This window comes from Bacillus sp. UNC437CL72CviS29 (genome assembly GCF_000482345.1).
GTDB lineage: Bacteria > Bacillota > Bacilli > Bacillales > Bacillaceae_G > Bacillus_A > Bacillus_A arachidis.
In genome coordinates, this window is record NZ_AXVB01000004.1 from 67,946 (window position 1) to 84,817 (window position 16,872).

Annotated in this window: 12 protein-coding genes and 2 pseudogenes; 2 read left to right on the forward strand and 12 right to left on the reverse strand. The window is 34.0% G+C overall.

Going from position 1 to position 16,872, the window contains the following annotated elements:
- Nucleotides 1–412: 412 nt before the first annotated feature.
- The 8 genes and pseudogenes from M014_RS0103530 to M014_RS0103555 all read right to left on the reverse strand — a co-directional run bounded on the left by M014_RS0103530 (nucleotide 413) and on the right by M014_RS0103555 (nucleotide 7,603).
- Entirely contained in the window at nucleotides 413–1,873 is a 1,461-nt protein-coding gene (locus tag M014_RS0103530; RefSeq protein ID WP_035414576.1) for a flavin monoamine oxidase family protein, read from the reverse strand.
- Between the two features lie 216 nt (nucleotides 1,874–2,089).
- Nucleotides 2,090–3,556, reverse strand: a complete 1,467-nt coding sequence (locus tag M014_RS0103535; protein ID WP_026590478.1) for a catalase — start codon at nucleotides 3,554–3,556, stop codon at nucleotides 2,090–2,092.
- 190 nt (nucleotides 3,557–3,746) lie between these two features.
- A pseudogene (locus M014_RS29515) lies at nucleotides 3,747–4,042 on the reverse strand (ferrochelatase); the annotation flags it as partial.
- A gap of 353 nt (nucleotides 4,043–4,395) precedes the next feature.
- Nucleotides 4,396–4,476: pseudogene (locus M014_RS29880) on the reverse strand (IS6 family transposase); the annotation flags it as partial.
- A gap of 11 nt (nucleotides 4,477–4,487) precedes the next feature.
- A complete protein-coding gene (locus M014_RS0103540; RefSeq protein ID WP_026590479.1) occupies nucleotides 4,488–5,123 on the reverse strand; it encodes a hypothetical protein in 636 nt (211 codons plus the stop codon).
- A gap of 246 nt (nucleotides 5,124–5,369) precedes the next feature.
- Entirely contained in the window at nucleotides 5,370–5,543 is a 174-nt protein-coding gene (locus M014_RS29070) for a hypothetical protein (RefSeq protein WP_155924313.1), read from the reverse strand.
- A 283-nt stretch (nucleotides 5,544–5,826) separates the two neighbouring features.
- A complete protein-coding gene (locus tag M014_RS29075; RefSeq protein ID WP_155924314.1) occupies nucleotides 5,827–6,000 on the reverse strand; it encodes a hypothetical protein in 174 nt (57 codons plus the stop codon).
- A gap of 334 nt (nucleotides 6,001–6,334) precedes the next feature.
- Nucleotides 6,335–7,603: a helix-turn-helix domain-containing protein gene (locus M014_RS0103555; protein ID WP_026590480.1), complete on the reverse strand. Its 1,269-nt coding sequence runs from the start codon at nucleotides 7,601–7,603 to the stop codon at nucleotides 6,335–6,337.
- Between the two features lie 691 nt (nucleotides 7,604–8,294).
- Here M014_RS0103555 and M014_RS0103560 point away from each other — a divergent pair.
- Nucleotides 8,295–9,092, forward strand: a complete 798-nt coding sequence (locus M014_RS0103560; RefSeq protein ID WP_026590481.1) for a LysM peptidoglycan-binding domain-containing protein — start codon at nucleotides 8,295–8,297, stop codon at nucleotides 9,090–9,092.
- A 159-nt stretch (nucleotides 9,093–9,251) separates the two neighbouring features.
- On the opposite strand, the gene colA is transcribed toward M014_RS0103560, so the two are convergent.
- From colA to M014_RS0103575, 3 genes are all read right to left on the reverse strand, one after another.
- Nucleotides 9,252–11,888 carry a collagenase ColA gene (colA, locus tag M014_RS0103565; protein ID WP_026590482.1) on the reverse strand — a complete coding sequence of 879 codons (2,637 nt, stop codon included), beginning with the start codon at nucleotides 11,886–11,888 and terminating at the stop codon, nucleotides 9,252–9,254.
- A 557-nt stretch (nucleotides 11,889–12,445) separates the two neighbouring features.
- The gene (locus M014_RS0103570) at nucleotides 12,446–12,793 is read right to left on the reverse strand and encodes a hypothetical protein (RefSeq protein ID WP_026590483.1); all 348 of its coding nucleotides are present in this window, start codon (nucleotides 12,791–12,793) and stop codon (nucleotides 12,446–12,448) included.
- A gap of 196 nt (nucleotides 12,794–12,989) precedes the next feature.
- Complete coding sequence (locus M014_RS0103575; RefSeq protein ID WP_026590484.1) at nucleotides 12,990–13,214, reverse strand: DUF2187 family protein; 225 nt, start codon at nucleotides 13,212–13,214, stop codon at nucleotides 12,990–12,992.
- Nucleotides 13,215–13,510: 296 nt separating this feature from the next.
- Here M014_RS0103575 and M014_RS0103580 point away from each other — a divergent pair, with 296 nt between their 5' ends.
- Entirely contained in the window at nucleotides 13,511–14,749 is a 1,239-nt protein-coding gene (locus tag M014_RS0103580) for a helix-turn-helix domain-containing protein (RefSeq protein ID WP_026590485.1), read from the forward strand.
- 136 nt (nucleotides 14,750–14,885) lie between these two features.
- Here M014_RS0103580 and asnB read toward each other — a convergent pair whose 3' ends face one another.
- Complete coding sequence (asnB, locus tag M014_RS0103585; RefSeq protein WP_026590486.1) at nucleotides 14,886–16,739, reverse strand: asparagine synthase (glutamine-hydrolyzing); 1,854 nt, start codon at nucleotides 16,737–16,739, stop codon at nucleotides 14,886–14,888.
- Between the last annotated feature and the right edge of the window lie 133 nt (nucleotides 16,740–16,872).

Sequence of the window (16,872 nt, forward strand, 5' to 3'; positions counted from 1 at the left end):
ACTACGATAAATACGAAGACGATTACAAGAAAAAGTGCCACGATAAATATGAAGACAAGTATGAGAAAAAGTACGAAGATAAGTACGAAGATAAGTACGAAGACGACTATTACTTCAAATGTCGTTGTCACAGGGTAAAATACTACAAAAAGCAAGAAAAGTACTAGAGAACAAACCAAAAGACGACTGGTTTACAGTCGTCTTTTGGTTTGTCATAGACTGAACAATTGGTGATCCAACAAATATACTTTTTTCGTAATTAAAATTAACACATAAGTTGTTGTCTATGAAGAGAAACAAGAATAGAACGTTCTTCCTTGTTTATTCTCACTTCTTTATCACTCACAAAAACTCTTTTAGTTATGAAAACTGAATTTAAAATTTTCTTTTTTCGACCTACCGATAACTCAGGTTATGGTACGTTTGGCAAGTTATTTACTTCATATGCAACTCGTATTCCCGATTCAATCGCCCCTTGCATCCACCCGTGGGTAAGTGTAGTATGTTCACCAGCAAAGTGCACTTTTCCTTCAGGCATAGTGATATATGGGTATAATTCTAATTCCTGCCCCGGTTCGAAAGCCGCGAAAGCTCCACAAGAGTAAGGATTTTGTCCCCAACTAAAGGAAGAACCTGATACGAATTCAAAATAGACTTGATTCCCGTAAATTTCCGCCAAATTCCTCAAGGCGTATTGAATTCGCTCTTTTTCGGATAAGCTGTCCCATGTTAAAGCCTCATCTGCCCATGTATAACTTACCAAGACCATCGCATGCCCTTTTGTGCCAATCCCATAACTTGGATAATAGGTAAATCGAATGGGTAGATCAGTGATAGATTTACCACCATATTGACCTTCTCTTTCCCAAAACCTACTCTTAAACTCGATTGCAATTTTTGTTGAGGCTATATAGTTAAGTTCCCGAATTGCTTTTCGCTTATTATAGGAAAAAGAATCAAACGGTTCGACTTTCACAAATCGTAAAGCTGAAAAAGGAATGGTTATGATGGCGAGATCACCTGTTATTGTGAAATACTCTGAGGTTTGTTTATGAATAGAATGGATGGTTACACTGTTTTTCTCCTGAACGATTTGTGTCATTTTTTGATGGAACAGTATATTTTCTTTTAATTGCGGTAGAAATGCTTGAGGTAATTGATCCGTGCCGCCCGTTATCTCATAAAAATGAGTTGTTGATGTGAAAAATATAGATTCCCGTAAAACTTCAATAAAGGACATTCCCATATACGCCTCCATATCAAGGAGTACACCAATCATATCAATTGCGCCATCTGAAAAATAAGTGTTTAACACAAAACCCAACGAATAGGTTCTAAATTGTTTTTCTAAAAGAGACCAATTTTTCTCCGGATTTTGTTTAATAAAATCAATAAGGGGTTGCATGACTAAAAGCAACAGTTCCTCAGCTGTCTTCCCTCTTTCATTAGGGGCAACTGGATATTTTAAAATACTTGGACTGCGTTCAAATATGCCGAGGCGTGTTTGAATGCCATTTACGTAAATGATATCCATTGGAGTTCGATTAATAAATACATTTGTCGACAACATAAACTTTTTAATATACTCTAAAGTTAAAGTATGTGTATTAGGAATTCGCATTGGTCCTGCGTTAAAGTATAACCCATCACTAAAGGGAGAGCGCAAGGTATGAACACGCCCACCTATCCTATCATTCGCTTCAAGAATTGTGACTTTATGCCCAGTTCCTTTTAATAAAGAGGCAGCAACAAGACCAGCCATTCCCGCCCCAACAACAAGAATATGTTTAGGAGATTGCGAATTTACAAGACCATTTCTAATAATACGAATCATTTGCTCCGTTGTTAATGGATTGTTCACATTCTCAGGCATCTCTTCGCTCCTCTGCAAAAGTATTCCTTGCATTATATTCCTCCGTAGAGATGCCTATGTATTTTTAACATTTAATGTATATAATTCCTATTCATAGAACAAGAAATTCTTCTCACTATTTCAAAACAAAAGACGACCGAAAAAAATCAGTCGCCTTTTCTATTTATTATAGACACATATAGCAGTTTCAATTTGAGAATACAATCAAGAATCTTATTACTTCGCAGGTTTTCCTACATACGCCGAAATATCAACGTTTAATGCTTGCGCTAAGCGCATACCGTAATCACGGTCTGCACGGAAGAAGTTACAGATTGCAAGTAACTTCGTTTGTTCATGCACATCTTTTAAATCATTTGTTAAGTTTGCAAGTAAGTTATCTTGTTCTTCTTTAGAGAATGAACGGTAGCGCTCACCCGCTTGCTGGAAGTCGTTTGGTTTGTCAATTTTTTCACGAGATACATAACCTTCAAGCTTCATAGTTGAATCACGGTATACCGGATCCTCAACTGGGTTTTCCACATGACGACTTGGCTCATAGTTAATTGTTGAAGGTTGTTGATTCATTTGCATTGCACCATCGCGTTGTTGATTGTGAACAGCTGCATATGGACAGTTTACAGGAATTTGTAAGTAGTTCGCACCAAGACGATAGCGCTGTGTATCTGGGTAAGAGAATAAACGCCCTTGTAATAATTTATCTTCAGACGGTTCAATACCAGGTACAGTTGCACTTGGTGAGAATGCTGCTTGTTCTACTTCTGCGAAGAAGTTTTGTGGGTTACGATTCAACGTCATTGTCCCTACTTCCATTAGCGGGAAGCTATCTTCTGGCCATACTTTCGTTGGATCTAACGGATCAAAGTCTAAAGAATCCATTTCATCAAGTTGCATGACTTGTACGTGAAGATCCCATTTCGGATAATTTCCGTGCTTGATTGCATCAAATAAATCACGAGTAGCATGGTTGAAGTCTTTTCCTTGCACTTGTTCTACTTTTTTTGTATTTAAGTTACGCACGCCTTGCTGTGGTTTCCAGTGATATTTAATATAAACAATTTTGCCTTCTGCATTAATCCACTTAAACGAATGAACACCAAACCCTTCCATTTGACGGTAGTTTGCCGGAGTACCGTAATCAGAGAATACCCAAGTTAACATATGAGTAGATTCTGGTGATAACGTCATGAAATCCCAGTAACGATCTGGTGTTTGAATATTTGTATCCGGTGCTGGTTTTAAAGAGTGTACCATGTCAGGGAATTTAATTGCATCACGAATGAAGAAAACAGGTAAATGGTTACCAACGATATCATAGTTTCCTTCTTCTGTATAAAATTTCACAGCGAACCCACGTGGATCACGCGCTGTTTCTGGAGAACCTTGCCCATGAATAACCGTTGAGAAGCGAACGAATACAGGTGTTTCTGTTCCCGCATTTTGCAAAAATGCTGCTTTTGTATATTTTTTCATGCTATTTTTCGTTACGAAAACACCATGAGCACCCGCGCCACGCGCATGTACCACACGCTCCGGAATACGTTCACGATCAAAATGAGCAAGCTTTTCTACTAAATGATAATCTTCTAATAATACCGGCCCACGGCGACCAGCTGTACGAGAATTTTGGTTATCTCCTACTGGAGCACCTTGGTTTGTTGTTAAGCGATTATTTGGATTCATCAAAGGGGACCTCCTGTTTTTCTCGATAATAATTACTTATTTAAAATTACTATAATCTAATTATTATTCAAATTTACTTTTTTGTCAATTATTTTATTCGCTATTTTGGAAACAATTTCTACTAGGCAATCAATAAATGAATCTTGCGCATTCCGCATAGATGCTCCGAAATAGAGTACACCTAGTTCCTCTCTTCCACCGCATCTTCAATAAATGGAGCGATGCGCTTTAAGCCTAGATAGCATACAAATTCATATTCTAAAAAACGTCTATTCACTTCCTACGTTAATTTATCAGCTTGTTCATTTGGAATTTTCGCAAGTGGCGAAATACCACTAATTACTTTATAGCCGACAATTAGATCATCAAGCGCTTCTTGAAATTGCTTACGTCAGTGATGGATATGCGTATGATATGCTTCCACATCTGTTAATGACTCTGGGTCCTGTATACCATCTCAAGTAAACCTATTTTCTTCTTAGTCATCTATATGCATCTCAATTTTGAAAATGAGAATCTTTTTCAAGGATATTTGGTTCCAGTATACCAATTGATAATAAGTTCGTCAAAATAATAATTATAAATAAGTACTATTTATAATATGATTTTTAATTTTATTTGATAATTTATTTTCTACCATTGCTTTATATTCAGCGGTTCTGTTGCAAAATTGATTAAAGAATAAAAGAGTTCCGCCAAAAGCGCTTCCTTTTATGCCATCGTTAATAAATTTTGTAATTCATCGTAAATCAAAAAACCGAAATCTGGGTTCAGATTTCGGTTCCGTTTGTGTAAAATGTGCACCCTTCTTTATCGATTGCACGATATAGGTAACATCATTCCCCTTTGAATTTGATATAAGTCTCATCCAATTTCCAAGATAAATATACATGCTTATTTTCCCAAAAGCTTAGGTTACCTTTAAAAAACTTCACAACGGGATCGTTGTCTGTTTAATCCATTGTAAGATAATTAAAGGTATCATTATTTTCTTGAAATCAAATGATAACTGAATTTGCTCTTCTAACTCTCCATGTATGTGCAATTGCTTTTGTAAGGCTAACATACACTCTGTAGTTTGGTCCTGTAACTTTTGATGCATAAATTCTTTTGAATGCTGAATGCTTTCGTTTTGGTTTATCATATATCCAATAGCTATAGATCCTTTTTTTTCACCTATTCCTGCTGTAAATTCTTGAATATTGATGTCTTTTAAATGAACAAAATAATCATTGTACAAATCTATTGAATAAGCACCCGGGTTAGATATACCGGTTACAATATTCGGTTGAAAAACAAATAAAATAGGTACCAAAGCTGTAAATGTTTGATCATGAAATGCTTCATATAGAATTTGCGCTAAGGTATTAATATGAATAAATGGTTGAGCTAGACTCATCGATTCTTTTTGCGATGCTTGTTTATTCAATGGGTGTTTGTAAACATGATATGGTAATACGCCATGTTCATTTGAAAAGGTTTTTAAATGATGATTGTTGTGCCTACCAAGATCCAAATGATAATTTATATTGTTTATCATATCTATAGAATTTTTTGTCTCTAGCATCAGACTAACTCCCTCCTTGCGGTTTGGCTTTCTGTACCTAAAATATACTCGTTAATTTATGTTAATAACAATCAGTAAAATTCCATTAAAAATATCGTGAATTATTGTTTATTTTTTCTTCTTTTTTTACTAATAGAATAGCCAGTAATCTAATAACCCGTCTCACTGTATAGGGACAGTTCATTTGTTGTTCACCTATTTTGTTATATATGTATTTTTTTAATCCTAGTTTAGGCGTACACTTTATTATTTTCCAGGAGGTAGAATATCATTATAGAAGATTGGAGTATCGTCGGCATTAGATTGGGAGATTGAATATCGCGGAGTAGTATCTGCATGAACTGCATTACCAAATAAAGAGAAACCAGAAAATGCCGTAGCCATAACCATAATTGAAAAGAATTTTTTAATGTTCATCATTGAACCTCCATTAATAGTTGTTTTGTTAATTCAAATACTACTAGAGGTTCAATGTTAAAAAATAGAAGTAAAAAATTCAAATTTATCAGTCAATTCATAAAAGAAAAACAGTCAAAAATTTAACTAATCACATTAAACTTTTGATTTTTATAGATGGTTAGTGTAGTTAAATTGATATTTGAGGTATCAGTTATGAAACCTTAACATAAAAACAGGTGAATAATAAAATTCACCTGTTTTGTTATATATGTATTTTTTAATTCTAGTTTAGGCGCACACTTTATTATTTTCCAGGAGGTAGAATATCATTATAGAAGATTGGAGTATCGTCGGCATTAGATTGAGAGATTGAATATTGCGGAGTAGTATCTGCATGAACTGCATTACCAAATAAAGAGAAACCAGAAAATACAGTAGCCATAACCATAATTGAAAAGAATTTTTTAATGTTCATCATTGAACCTCCATTAATAGTTGTTTTGTTAATTCAAATACTACTAGAGGTTCAATGTTAAAAAATAGAAGTAAAAAATTCGAATTTATCAGTCAATTTTTTAAAGAGAAACAGTCAAAAATTTAACTAATCACATTAAACTTTTGATTTTTATAGATAATCAGTGTAGTTAAATTGATATTTGGGATACCGGTTATAAAATCTTATCCAAACAGAAACACTACTGACTAGAAATTTATATTAACAGCAAAATGATAGCTGCGCTACAGGTTGAGTTTTTGTAATTTGATAGAAATGATAATAAATTATGGGCTGTTTATATAGCGAATTTTCAAGTTTAATTTAGAGAATTTTCAACTGATATTTTTAAATACTTTGCTGACATTTTATAAGCACGATTATCATAAAAATGGTTCCCTAGTTCAGTAGAAAGTTCTCGAACTAACGTATATTGTTTTTTTTCTAACCCCATTTCAATAGCTTTTTGCATTTCTTTCTCATATCCATAATAATCACCACGTAATTTGAATATAGTCGCTTTGAAGCTATATAGCTGAACATGTGCGTAAGGGACATCTTGAACTGCTAAGATTTTAAATGCGTCATCCATAAGTCTATTAACCGTTTCCCAGTCTTTAAATTCTATGTAGATTTCTATTAAGCTACGTAATGTATAAACTTTGTCTGCTTCGTTAGGAAGAAACTCGCTAAGTTGTAAGCTTTTTTCATAATATTTTATGGCATTGGTATAGTCTTTTAAACCTTGATATATTTTCGCATAATTATATAAAATTATAGGGAAATACATGGAATTATTAATAGCTTCCGCTCCAAGTTCTGCCTGTTTCAAAGTTTCAAGTGCTTTCTCATGTAGCTTATCTAAATGATATTGCAAGGCCAGAATTATTAGAACATCTATAACTCGGTCTTCCATATTTAATTTTTTATACAATTTGTATGCTTTTGTAGAGTACAAACGACTAATATTTTGATCTTGATAAAGACGTTGTTTTATTATACTTAAATTATAATATACATCAGCGTGTTGTACACTTTCTTCTCCACCTAGTAAACTCTCTATTTGAACATAAATTTCTTGGGCTGTAATATTATCTTGTTTGTTATAGTAATAAAGACCACGGGCCATTAAGTAGTATATGAAATCATCACTATGTTTGGTTTCGACTTGATTGGGAATTAATTGTAAAGCCCGTTCTACAATAGATTCTATATATGTTAAGTTATTATTTCGAGCATGATAGTATATTAAAGTACCATAAGCCTTAAGCAGTAAGGGAATTGAGGTTGTTTCACGAACATAAAGTTCTAATAATGATAAATCTTTTTCAGATATAATTTTTTCATTTTTATACTTTTCACATATATGAAGAAGTTTAGGTTCTACATCCTCATGATCCGCATCTACAAGAAATTTATAATCAACATCTAGCTTTTGAGCAATCTTTTCTAAAAAAGAAGTTGAAGGTTTAATTTGTCCATTTTCAATTCTACTTAAATAAGTTATAGAACATATCCCTGATACTAATTCTCCCTGCGTGAATTTTTTATGTATACGTATTTGTCTAATACGTTCACCTATGTTCATATCTATATCTTCACTCCTCTTTTCGCATAACCTGATCTGATTCTTTTCGGGCGCTATTATATGTGTCATTCATTATAATATATGCAGTGTTTTATCTACAGGTGGAGAAATAACATTATATATTTCCTTATACTTATCAGTCTAACTATGAAGGAAAGCTTGAATACAACGCAACTGTAACTAATTACTTTAATTATTAATACCTATTTGGATGTATATAGAATTCACATGCCCTATTTACTACCATCATTTCTCTCCCCCACTCATATTACTATATTATACCAATTTACTGATGCTCACACCTAACAAAATTCATCTTCCACCAATCTAATTTTATATAATCATTGTTTTACTTGTTTAGGTTCTGTTGCAAAATTCCTTAACATCAAACTAGACGGGGAATTTGTGACTAACTATTATGCAACTATAAATATTTTTTCAATTCATTTAGCATCCTAAAATCACAATAAAATGAATAATAAATGAATAAAACTAATTTGTATTATATAAATTCATCGCAATATTCGACTTCACAAAGACCGCTTAAATGTTGATATACAATTAATGACGATACTCATTCAATTTGTTAGTATATAGAGGACTTAACCATGGATAAATAATAAATAATCTCATTTTTGAATTTATATTCATAACTAAGTATATCTCAACTATTTTCAGGAGGTTTTTTCGAATGAAGTTACATACGGTGAAAAATTTGCTACCTATATCTGCTGCAACAATTACACTAGTATCTAATCAAGGAACGGCTGATGCCGCAACGATTTATACTGTTAAAAAAAATGACACTCTCTCGGATATTAGCATCCGCTATGGAGTTTCAGTTCAAGCAATTAAACAAGCTAATAATAAGATGAATGATCAAATTTATATTGGTGAACATTTAACTATCCCAGTCTCATCTCCATCAAGCGAGCCTACACCTCAAAAAGAGTTAGCAGCTTCAAATCATTCAGCTCAAGCTGTTTATCAGGTTCAACGGGGGGATACATTAGAAGCTATCGCAAAACGATACAATGTATCCGTACAATCAATTAGACAAGCTAACAATACAAACGGTGACCGAATTTATGCGGGTCAACACTTAATCATTACAACGGGCATTTCAGAACAAGAAGTAGACTTAATGGCTCGTTTAGTGACTGCAGAAGCAGGAGGGGAACCTTACGCTGGAAAAGTTTCAGTAGCAAAAGTTGTATTAAATCGTGTTGGTGCCACAGGATTTCCAAATACAATTACAGATGTTATTTATGAACCAATTAAATATGGCTATGCATTTACACCTGTTACAGATGGAAGAATTAATCAACCAGCAACTCACGAAGCGAAGATGGCGGTTGAAGAAGCAATTTCTACTAAAGGAACTAATTCTGATTGGCTTTATTTTTATAATCCAAAAACCTCTACTGATAAATGGATTACCACACGCCAAACTGTTGCAGTAATCGGTAATCATGTGTTTGCTAAATAAAGAAATTTGTTTTTCTAGATTTGGCGTAACAAGTACATCATTTTAAAGAGGAAATAGAAACTTCGTGCTGTGCACGACCAACATTCATCCCCTTCCTACCGCATGGACTATGTCCTGCACGCGCCCTAGGAAGGGGATTTCTGTTGGATTTCTGTTAAATTATTTTACCTCTACTGTATAATTCCCTGATCCACCGCCATATTTATATACACTTAAATAATATTTTCCTGGCTTCGCATTATAATTCCCGAGCAATTTATTTCCGTCACGTTTTGTTGGATAAGCGGCATAATTATTAAGATCTGACTCAGAATATAATACCCAGTTTAGCCCAATGTTTTGTTCATTCGTAACAGTAATCTGCAAGTCTTTCGGATCCTTTACATCAATAACAAACCGATCCGCTTGATCTTGATCACTTAGGCTACCTCGTAATACTGTGTTCAAAGATAGTGGATTCGCTGTATTAAATTCATTATTCGGTTCTTTTTCTACAGTAGTATCTTCTTCTGTATTCACTCCGCTAAACACAACGTCATATTCAAATTGTCCAGCGCTATTAACGCGGTAATTCACGAAATAAGCAGTCAATGTTTTGTATCCGCTCCACTCTTTTTCAGAAAGATGTTTCAGCATATCATTCGTTGCTTGATTCATCGTTTTCCAGTCCTCTATTTCTCCTTTTGACGTACTTCCTGTATATGTTCCTTGCAGTGTAAATGTATTAAAGAATTGTGATTTATTCTTTGTTACCTTCACATCTTTTAACTTCGCTTCATTTGTGATATCCGCTGTGACATCAGAAAGCGCTTTCGTTTTATGCTCCGCTAAATAATCATCTGATACTTGTGGAATTGTATACTTATCACGATTATCAATCAGCATTTGCATATAAGATTGGTAGTCTTCATTTAATTTACTATCTTTACTTAATGCAGAGCGGTACGCATCGTAATTTGTTACATCATTTGCACGAATTAAATCATGCACTTTATCGAACATCTCAGGGCGATTATTGTACATATAAGATTGCAATGCAAATGAATAGTTATAAAAATCCCATGTTCCATACTTCGCATTTAATGTTTGCTCTGCTGTGTATCGCTTAGCTGGATCATTAGATAATCCGCCAATTATACTTTTTCGTGGTACAACGCTATCTAATCGAGTTGAGCCTGCAAAGAACTCCGCATTTCCTTCTTCAAACCAAGTTAAGCGTTCATTTTGATACATATCACCTTGTCCCCATAATCCAGGAACTTCGTATCTTCCCTGTAAATAGTGTGTAAATTCATGACGGAATAATTCTTCTAAACTATAAATACTTTGCTGTGGTGTACGTTCATATGTAAAGAACGTTCCTGTTCCTTCAATGTAAATTCCACCATTATTCGTTTCATAGCCGTACAATTGACGGTTAAATTGATATTCGTCCGGACTATTGTAAATGACCATCGTTAACACATCATCAGCATGTCCGTTTTCAAGCGGCTTATCACTACCAACTGTACGATAAAATTGAGAGCGTACTTCTTTTGCCGCCCAGTATAAACGTTTAATTTTCTCTTCACTAACTTTATCTCCCGCCTTAAAAACGATTGCCCCATCATCAAACGTATACGTTTTCGGTAAATATTTCTTCTTGCCATCTTCTCGAATTTGATCTAAATTTACTGTTTTTCCGTTCGCATCGACTCCGCCGTAATTTGTAGTAATTTGTTCTGCCGCAACAAAATATTGCTCCCCTAAATATGGATAAATCCGCATCGCTTCTGTAACAACTTGCTGTCCTTTTGCCTGTGTACTATGAAACTTTCCAAGCCGGCCAGCATAGTAAATTCCATTATTAATTAACCATCCGTTTTTGTCTGTTACCGTACCAATCAGTGCAAAGCGATTGATTTCATTAATAAAGTTATCGATGTTTCGATACCACATCGTATCTTTTGGTTCCTTGCCCGTAGCATACATATACGACTGAACTTCATAATCAATCCCTTTCATCAACTCATATACAGCATCGCCTTTTGTTCTATCTTCAATGAAAGTTGTAAGATTATCGTTATATTGTTTGAAGATTTCACCCGCATATTGAATAACTTCAACATCAGCTGATGCATTTCCAATCAGCTTTCCATACGATGAAATAACTTTGTTTTGTTCTGGTGTACCAAGTTTAAAATTCGGATTTTTTGCAATCGCTTTTAAAGCTGGTAAACATTTATCGTGATAGCTGCGCTCGTTTAGTTTGCTTAATTCATCATTATAAAAACCTAAATAAAATGCCGCACGTAGAGCTTCTGATAATGTCTCAATTCCTTTTGAATCATCTTTCGTATAAGCTTGTCCTTGTTCTGCTAGTTTATCAATGATCGCTTGCATCCGGCTATCATCTTGATAGAATTTCAAACTATCATTATTAAACTGAAATAATTCCGGAATTTGATACCATTTGATTGTCACAAGAAGGTCCGTTAATTCTTTGTTGCTTAATTGATTCAATTCAGCCATTGAATATTTTTTTTCTTCAACTAGTTGTTTAGCATTCTCTTTTGGCGCTGGCGGACGCTGCGATAAGTCTGCTGACTTTAATCGTTTTGTGAAAGATGCATTTTCCTGTATGTTCGAAGGATGTGCCAACTCATCAACGGATTTCTGTATTCCTACCGGCTCCATTTGTAATACATTCTTCATATTATTCTCTTTTGTTTCTGCTTGAATTTGCATTCCATTACAGGATATCGTAACAATCCCAACCCCAAGCATCAGTTTATAAAATTTCGAGTTTTTCGCCATACTATTGCCCCCTTTAATATTTTAAAAATTCAGTTTTTTTAGGATGAATCATTCAATCTGTCTATATTAAACAGTTTCCTATTAATACTAGTAAAAGTAGTGAGATAATGGTAAGTCACTTTTTTACTGTTAATAATACACCCTACTTATTTCTTAGAGCCCTTCCCCCTTCCTTACATTTAATACAAGCAAAAACTGTGCCAATGTTGTATCTTATGATTAAGAAACAATCCTTTATTAAGACTGTATAATAAATTATACACAAACAATTTAGTAATGTATAAATTGTTTGACATGAAATCCCCCTTTATAAGAACGCTTCTGATAAAAGATTCATTTTGTTTATATTCAAGTGAAATAATAGTGAAAAGCAGCTCACAAATTGTAAGCCGCTTTTCACTATTCCTTCATATTCCCGACTAAAAATCGGATCAATTCGTTATACTTCCCCTTGGATAGACTTCTTCTTTTAGAGGGCCTGCCTCTATTAATTTGAATATAAATAACTCTATAGGGATATATCAAAAAGTAAGTGGTAATGAATCCTACAATAAAAATCACGCACTCTTATATTCTTCAACAATTTTATTTAGTTTTTCTATATCATTTATTAATTGATCTCTCAAGCCAGATTCCGCTGATTGCATAACGAGTTTTGATTGTACAGTTAGATCTTTTAATACTTCGCGGTCCTTTTCTTTTATGTTTTTGTTTCTGTATAATTCTTGTTTAATAGATTCCATTTTCTTATAGTATGCTTTCATACTATTAGATTCAGGAAACATTGAAGTAGCCTCTTTTAAAAGTCCTTGCATTTCAGCATCGAAAGCATTAATTTGTTTTGATGTTTTTGAACATCCAGTAACAAATAAAATAGTAAACATGATTAACAATATTTTCTTCATTGTCATACCTCCGAAATTAACTAAAATAGTCTACTGTACCCTTTTTGAAGAAATCATCTTCCAGTAATATGAACGACTAGTATTTAGTTATTGTTTACTCTTAACTTATATAACATGTTAGAAAAGTTGATTTTATATAAAGTAGATGCGAAAAAATGACCTTTCCAATCTATTGTACAAATCATTATGTTTGTTATCATTTTTTATCTGTATGCATGTCGATTTTTTCATAGCAGCCATGCTTGACAACTTGACGAGATTCTATTTCTTCATATCCTTTAAGTTGCAAATCCTCTGAGATATCGACAATAATTGTATTGTTCAGAACACTAACTACATATCCAGTAAATTTTAAAGAAGCATCATCGCGATACGAAAAATGAACAAACTCCCCTTTTTTTACTGTTACTACTTTATCCATAATAAAGCCTCCTTACTCCCCTTCATCTATTGCATTAACATGAATCGTTTCATTTGTTATGTTATATACTACATGAAACTTACTCATATCTTCTACTACAAAGCCCCACCAAATTACTCTAGTTCTTTTTGCTATTTTTACATAATAAAACTTCCATATAATAGCACGTGAAAATTACTTTCCTGTAAGTATTATATTTTATTACTATAAAATTTATGGTATATTCTAAAGAAAAATAGTATTTTTAGAAAAAAATTCTATTTTTTAACTTTTATAAAAGAGGCGATCATTACAATATGGCATTCACAAATCTAGTAGATTTAGAATATATTTGCAATCTTATTTTCAATCTATATGAATTACCCGTTTTATTTATAGATAGCAAAAAAAAGCTAAAATTAGAATTCTCCACAAATTCATTAAGTCATCCGCTTTATTCTAGGAAAGAAGAATTATTGAATCAATTCTTCTCTGATCATGCTCCACACCAATTTCCAATTTTCCAAACCACAACTTCTCTGGAAAACTTCTTTTCAATAAACCTTTACACAGATAAGGGATTTAGCGGTGTAATCATTGTTGGTCCTTTCCTTTATTTCGAACTAACAGATAAATCAATTCATGGAATTCTTAATGACTTTAATATTTATAAAGGGAGAAACAAAATCGTTCAATACTATCATTCTTTACCTGTAGTAAGTAGAGTGAAGATGATAAATATGAGTGCAATCTTTTATTACATGCTTTACCATCAAAAATTAGACATAGTCGATATCCTACAACAAAATACATTACTTAAAGAAAGAAAAATTAGCCCTGAATCACCTGATATACGTATATCAGAAAATCAACAAAATAATGAAATGCCTGCTACTCCTTTACTAGAGAAAAAACTTCTGCAATTTATTAAGGAAGGAAAAAAAGATGAATTCATAAAAAATGCACAGGCACTATTTGAAAAAGGAGAACCAAGAATACTATCTAAAACGAGTCATTTAAGAAGTCGAAAAAACCTTGCCATCGCTGCTATATCACTTGGAGCAAGGGCCGCTATAGAAGGGGGTATTCCTCCCGAAACTGCCCGCACCCTCAGCGATTTGTATATTCAAAACCTTGAAGAGCTGAAAGAGAGCACAGTTATTTATCAATTTGTGATACATGCTTTATGTGATCTAATAGAAAAGGTCGAAAAAGAGAATAAGCTCAAATACTCAAAAACAATCAATGCTTGCCGAAACTATATTTTCACACATCTTTATGAGGAAATTACTCTCTCACAATTAGCAGAGTTCGTCTCTATGCATCCCAACTATTTATCCGTCCTTTTTAAAAAAGAAGTTGGAGTATCACTACGTGAATATATCCAGCGTGAAAAGATTGAAGAAGCAAAAAAGTTAATATTCTATACAAAACATTCCATGTCCGAAATCTATACCTTATTACATTTTTATGATCAAAGTTATTTTATAAAAGTATTCAAAAAGTTCACAGGCATGACACCGAGACAGTTTAAAAACAAGGGAGTTAAAATGTAGACAAAACTTAAAATTCCTCATATTACAATATCCCACACAATTAGTCCATATAGACTGTAATAAGGTGCATATCCATTTCAAAAAAGAGAAACACATTTATTAAAAAGCGGCTCACAAGTTGTAAGCCGCTTTTCCCCTATTCTTTAATATTTACCCCATATTCCTTAAACCACACATGAATTTGCGCTAAATGTGCCAATAGCTGCGGTCCCGTCATCAGCTGGCCAAACCATGGTGTTTGAAATGCACTACCTCCTGATTGAGTTAATCCTTGCAGTTGTTCTTTATCAAATAACTCATGTAAAATAGAATTTCTATCTGTTAGTAAATCCTCCAACCACACAGTTATCGCTTTTGTATAATGCGGGTTATGTGTTTTCGGATACGGACTTTTCTTTCGATATAATATGTCGTTTGGTAAGACTCCCTCTAACGCTTTACGCAATAGACCTTTTTCACGGTTTTTATACATTTTCATTTCCCAAGGAATATTCCACGCATATTCGACAAGACGGTGATCTGCAAATGGAACACGTACTTCTAGGCTTGCTCCCATACTCATCCGATCTTTTCTGTCTAATAATGTTGTCATAAACCAAACCATATTCAGATAAAATAATTGTCGTCTTTTTGCTTCAATTGCACTTTCTCCTTCTAAAATTGGTACTTCCTGTATAGACTCTTCATAGCGCTGCTGTACATATTCCCTTAAGTTCAACTTATTACGCCATTCTTTCTTCAGAAGTTGTTCACGTGCCTTTGTCGAACGCATCCACGGAAATGCACTTGATTGCAAATCATCCTCTCGATAAAACCACGGATAACCGCCAAAGATTTCATCAGCACATTCGCCTGACAAACCAACGACGAAATCTTGTTTAATTTCTCGGCAAAACCATAATAATGAAGAGTCGATATCAGCCATACCAGGTAAATCGCGAACGAGTACCGCTTCTGTTAAATATTCTGCTAACTGTTCATTGGAAATTATACAACGGTGATGAATCGTACCAAATGTTTCTGTCATCAAATCAATAAACGGTGCATCTGAGTTTGGTTGAAATGCATTTGCTTTAAAATATTTCTCATTATCTTCGTAATCAATCGAATACGTGTGTAGCTTCCCTTTTTCTTCTCTTTCATATGCTTTTGCTGCAAATGCGGTAATCGCGCTTGAATCTACCCCGCCCGACAAAAATGTACATAACGGTACATCCGAAACCAATTGTCTTGTAATTGCATCCTTAAGCAAAAAACGCACTTGTTCTACTGTTTCTTCAAATGAGTGTTCATGTTTTTTACTCTCAACATTCCAATAGCGCCATATGCATAATCCATCTTTTGAAAATGTAAGAGCATGCCCCGGGCGAAGTTCTTGAATTCCCGCATAAATGCCATGCCCAGGCGTTCGAGATGGGCCTAATCCAAATACTTCTGACAGACCTTCTGTCGTTACTTCTGTCTTTACACCAGGATGGGCTAAAATAGCTTTTAACTCTGAAGCAAACAATAATCTTCCATTATCATATTTATAAAATAATGGTTTTACACCTAAGCGATCTCGCGCAATAAACACTTGTTCTTTTTTCTCATCCCAAACCGCAAAAGCATATATCCCATTTAAATGATTGACACATTCTTCTTTCCATTCAATATAAGACGCTAACAGTACTTCCGTATCAGAATGTCCTTTAAATGTATAACCTCTTTGCAGTAATTCTTTACGAATATCTTCTGTATTATAGAGTTCCCCATTATAACAAATGGTGTAGTTCCCTTCCTCTTTCATACATGTACATGTCATTGGCTGTTTCCCGCCTTCAGGATCAACTACAATTAAGCGTTTATGCCCGAAAGCAACGTGCCTTTTCACCCAAACATTTGTATCATCTGGCCCCCTCTTTGCAAGCGTTTCTGCCATCTTCGTAACCGTTTCTCTTTCATTTTCTAACGACCGCTTATAATCAATCCATCCTGTAATCCCGCACATACAAATCATCCTTCCTATCCTATATCCGTATAACTTTACTCCGTTCAAAACCCAAATAGAACCAAAAAGGCTGAGCTGAAACAACTGCGCGTAAAATCCTAATTGGTGAGCGCTAACGATCCAGACAGTCTTT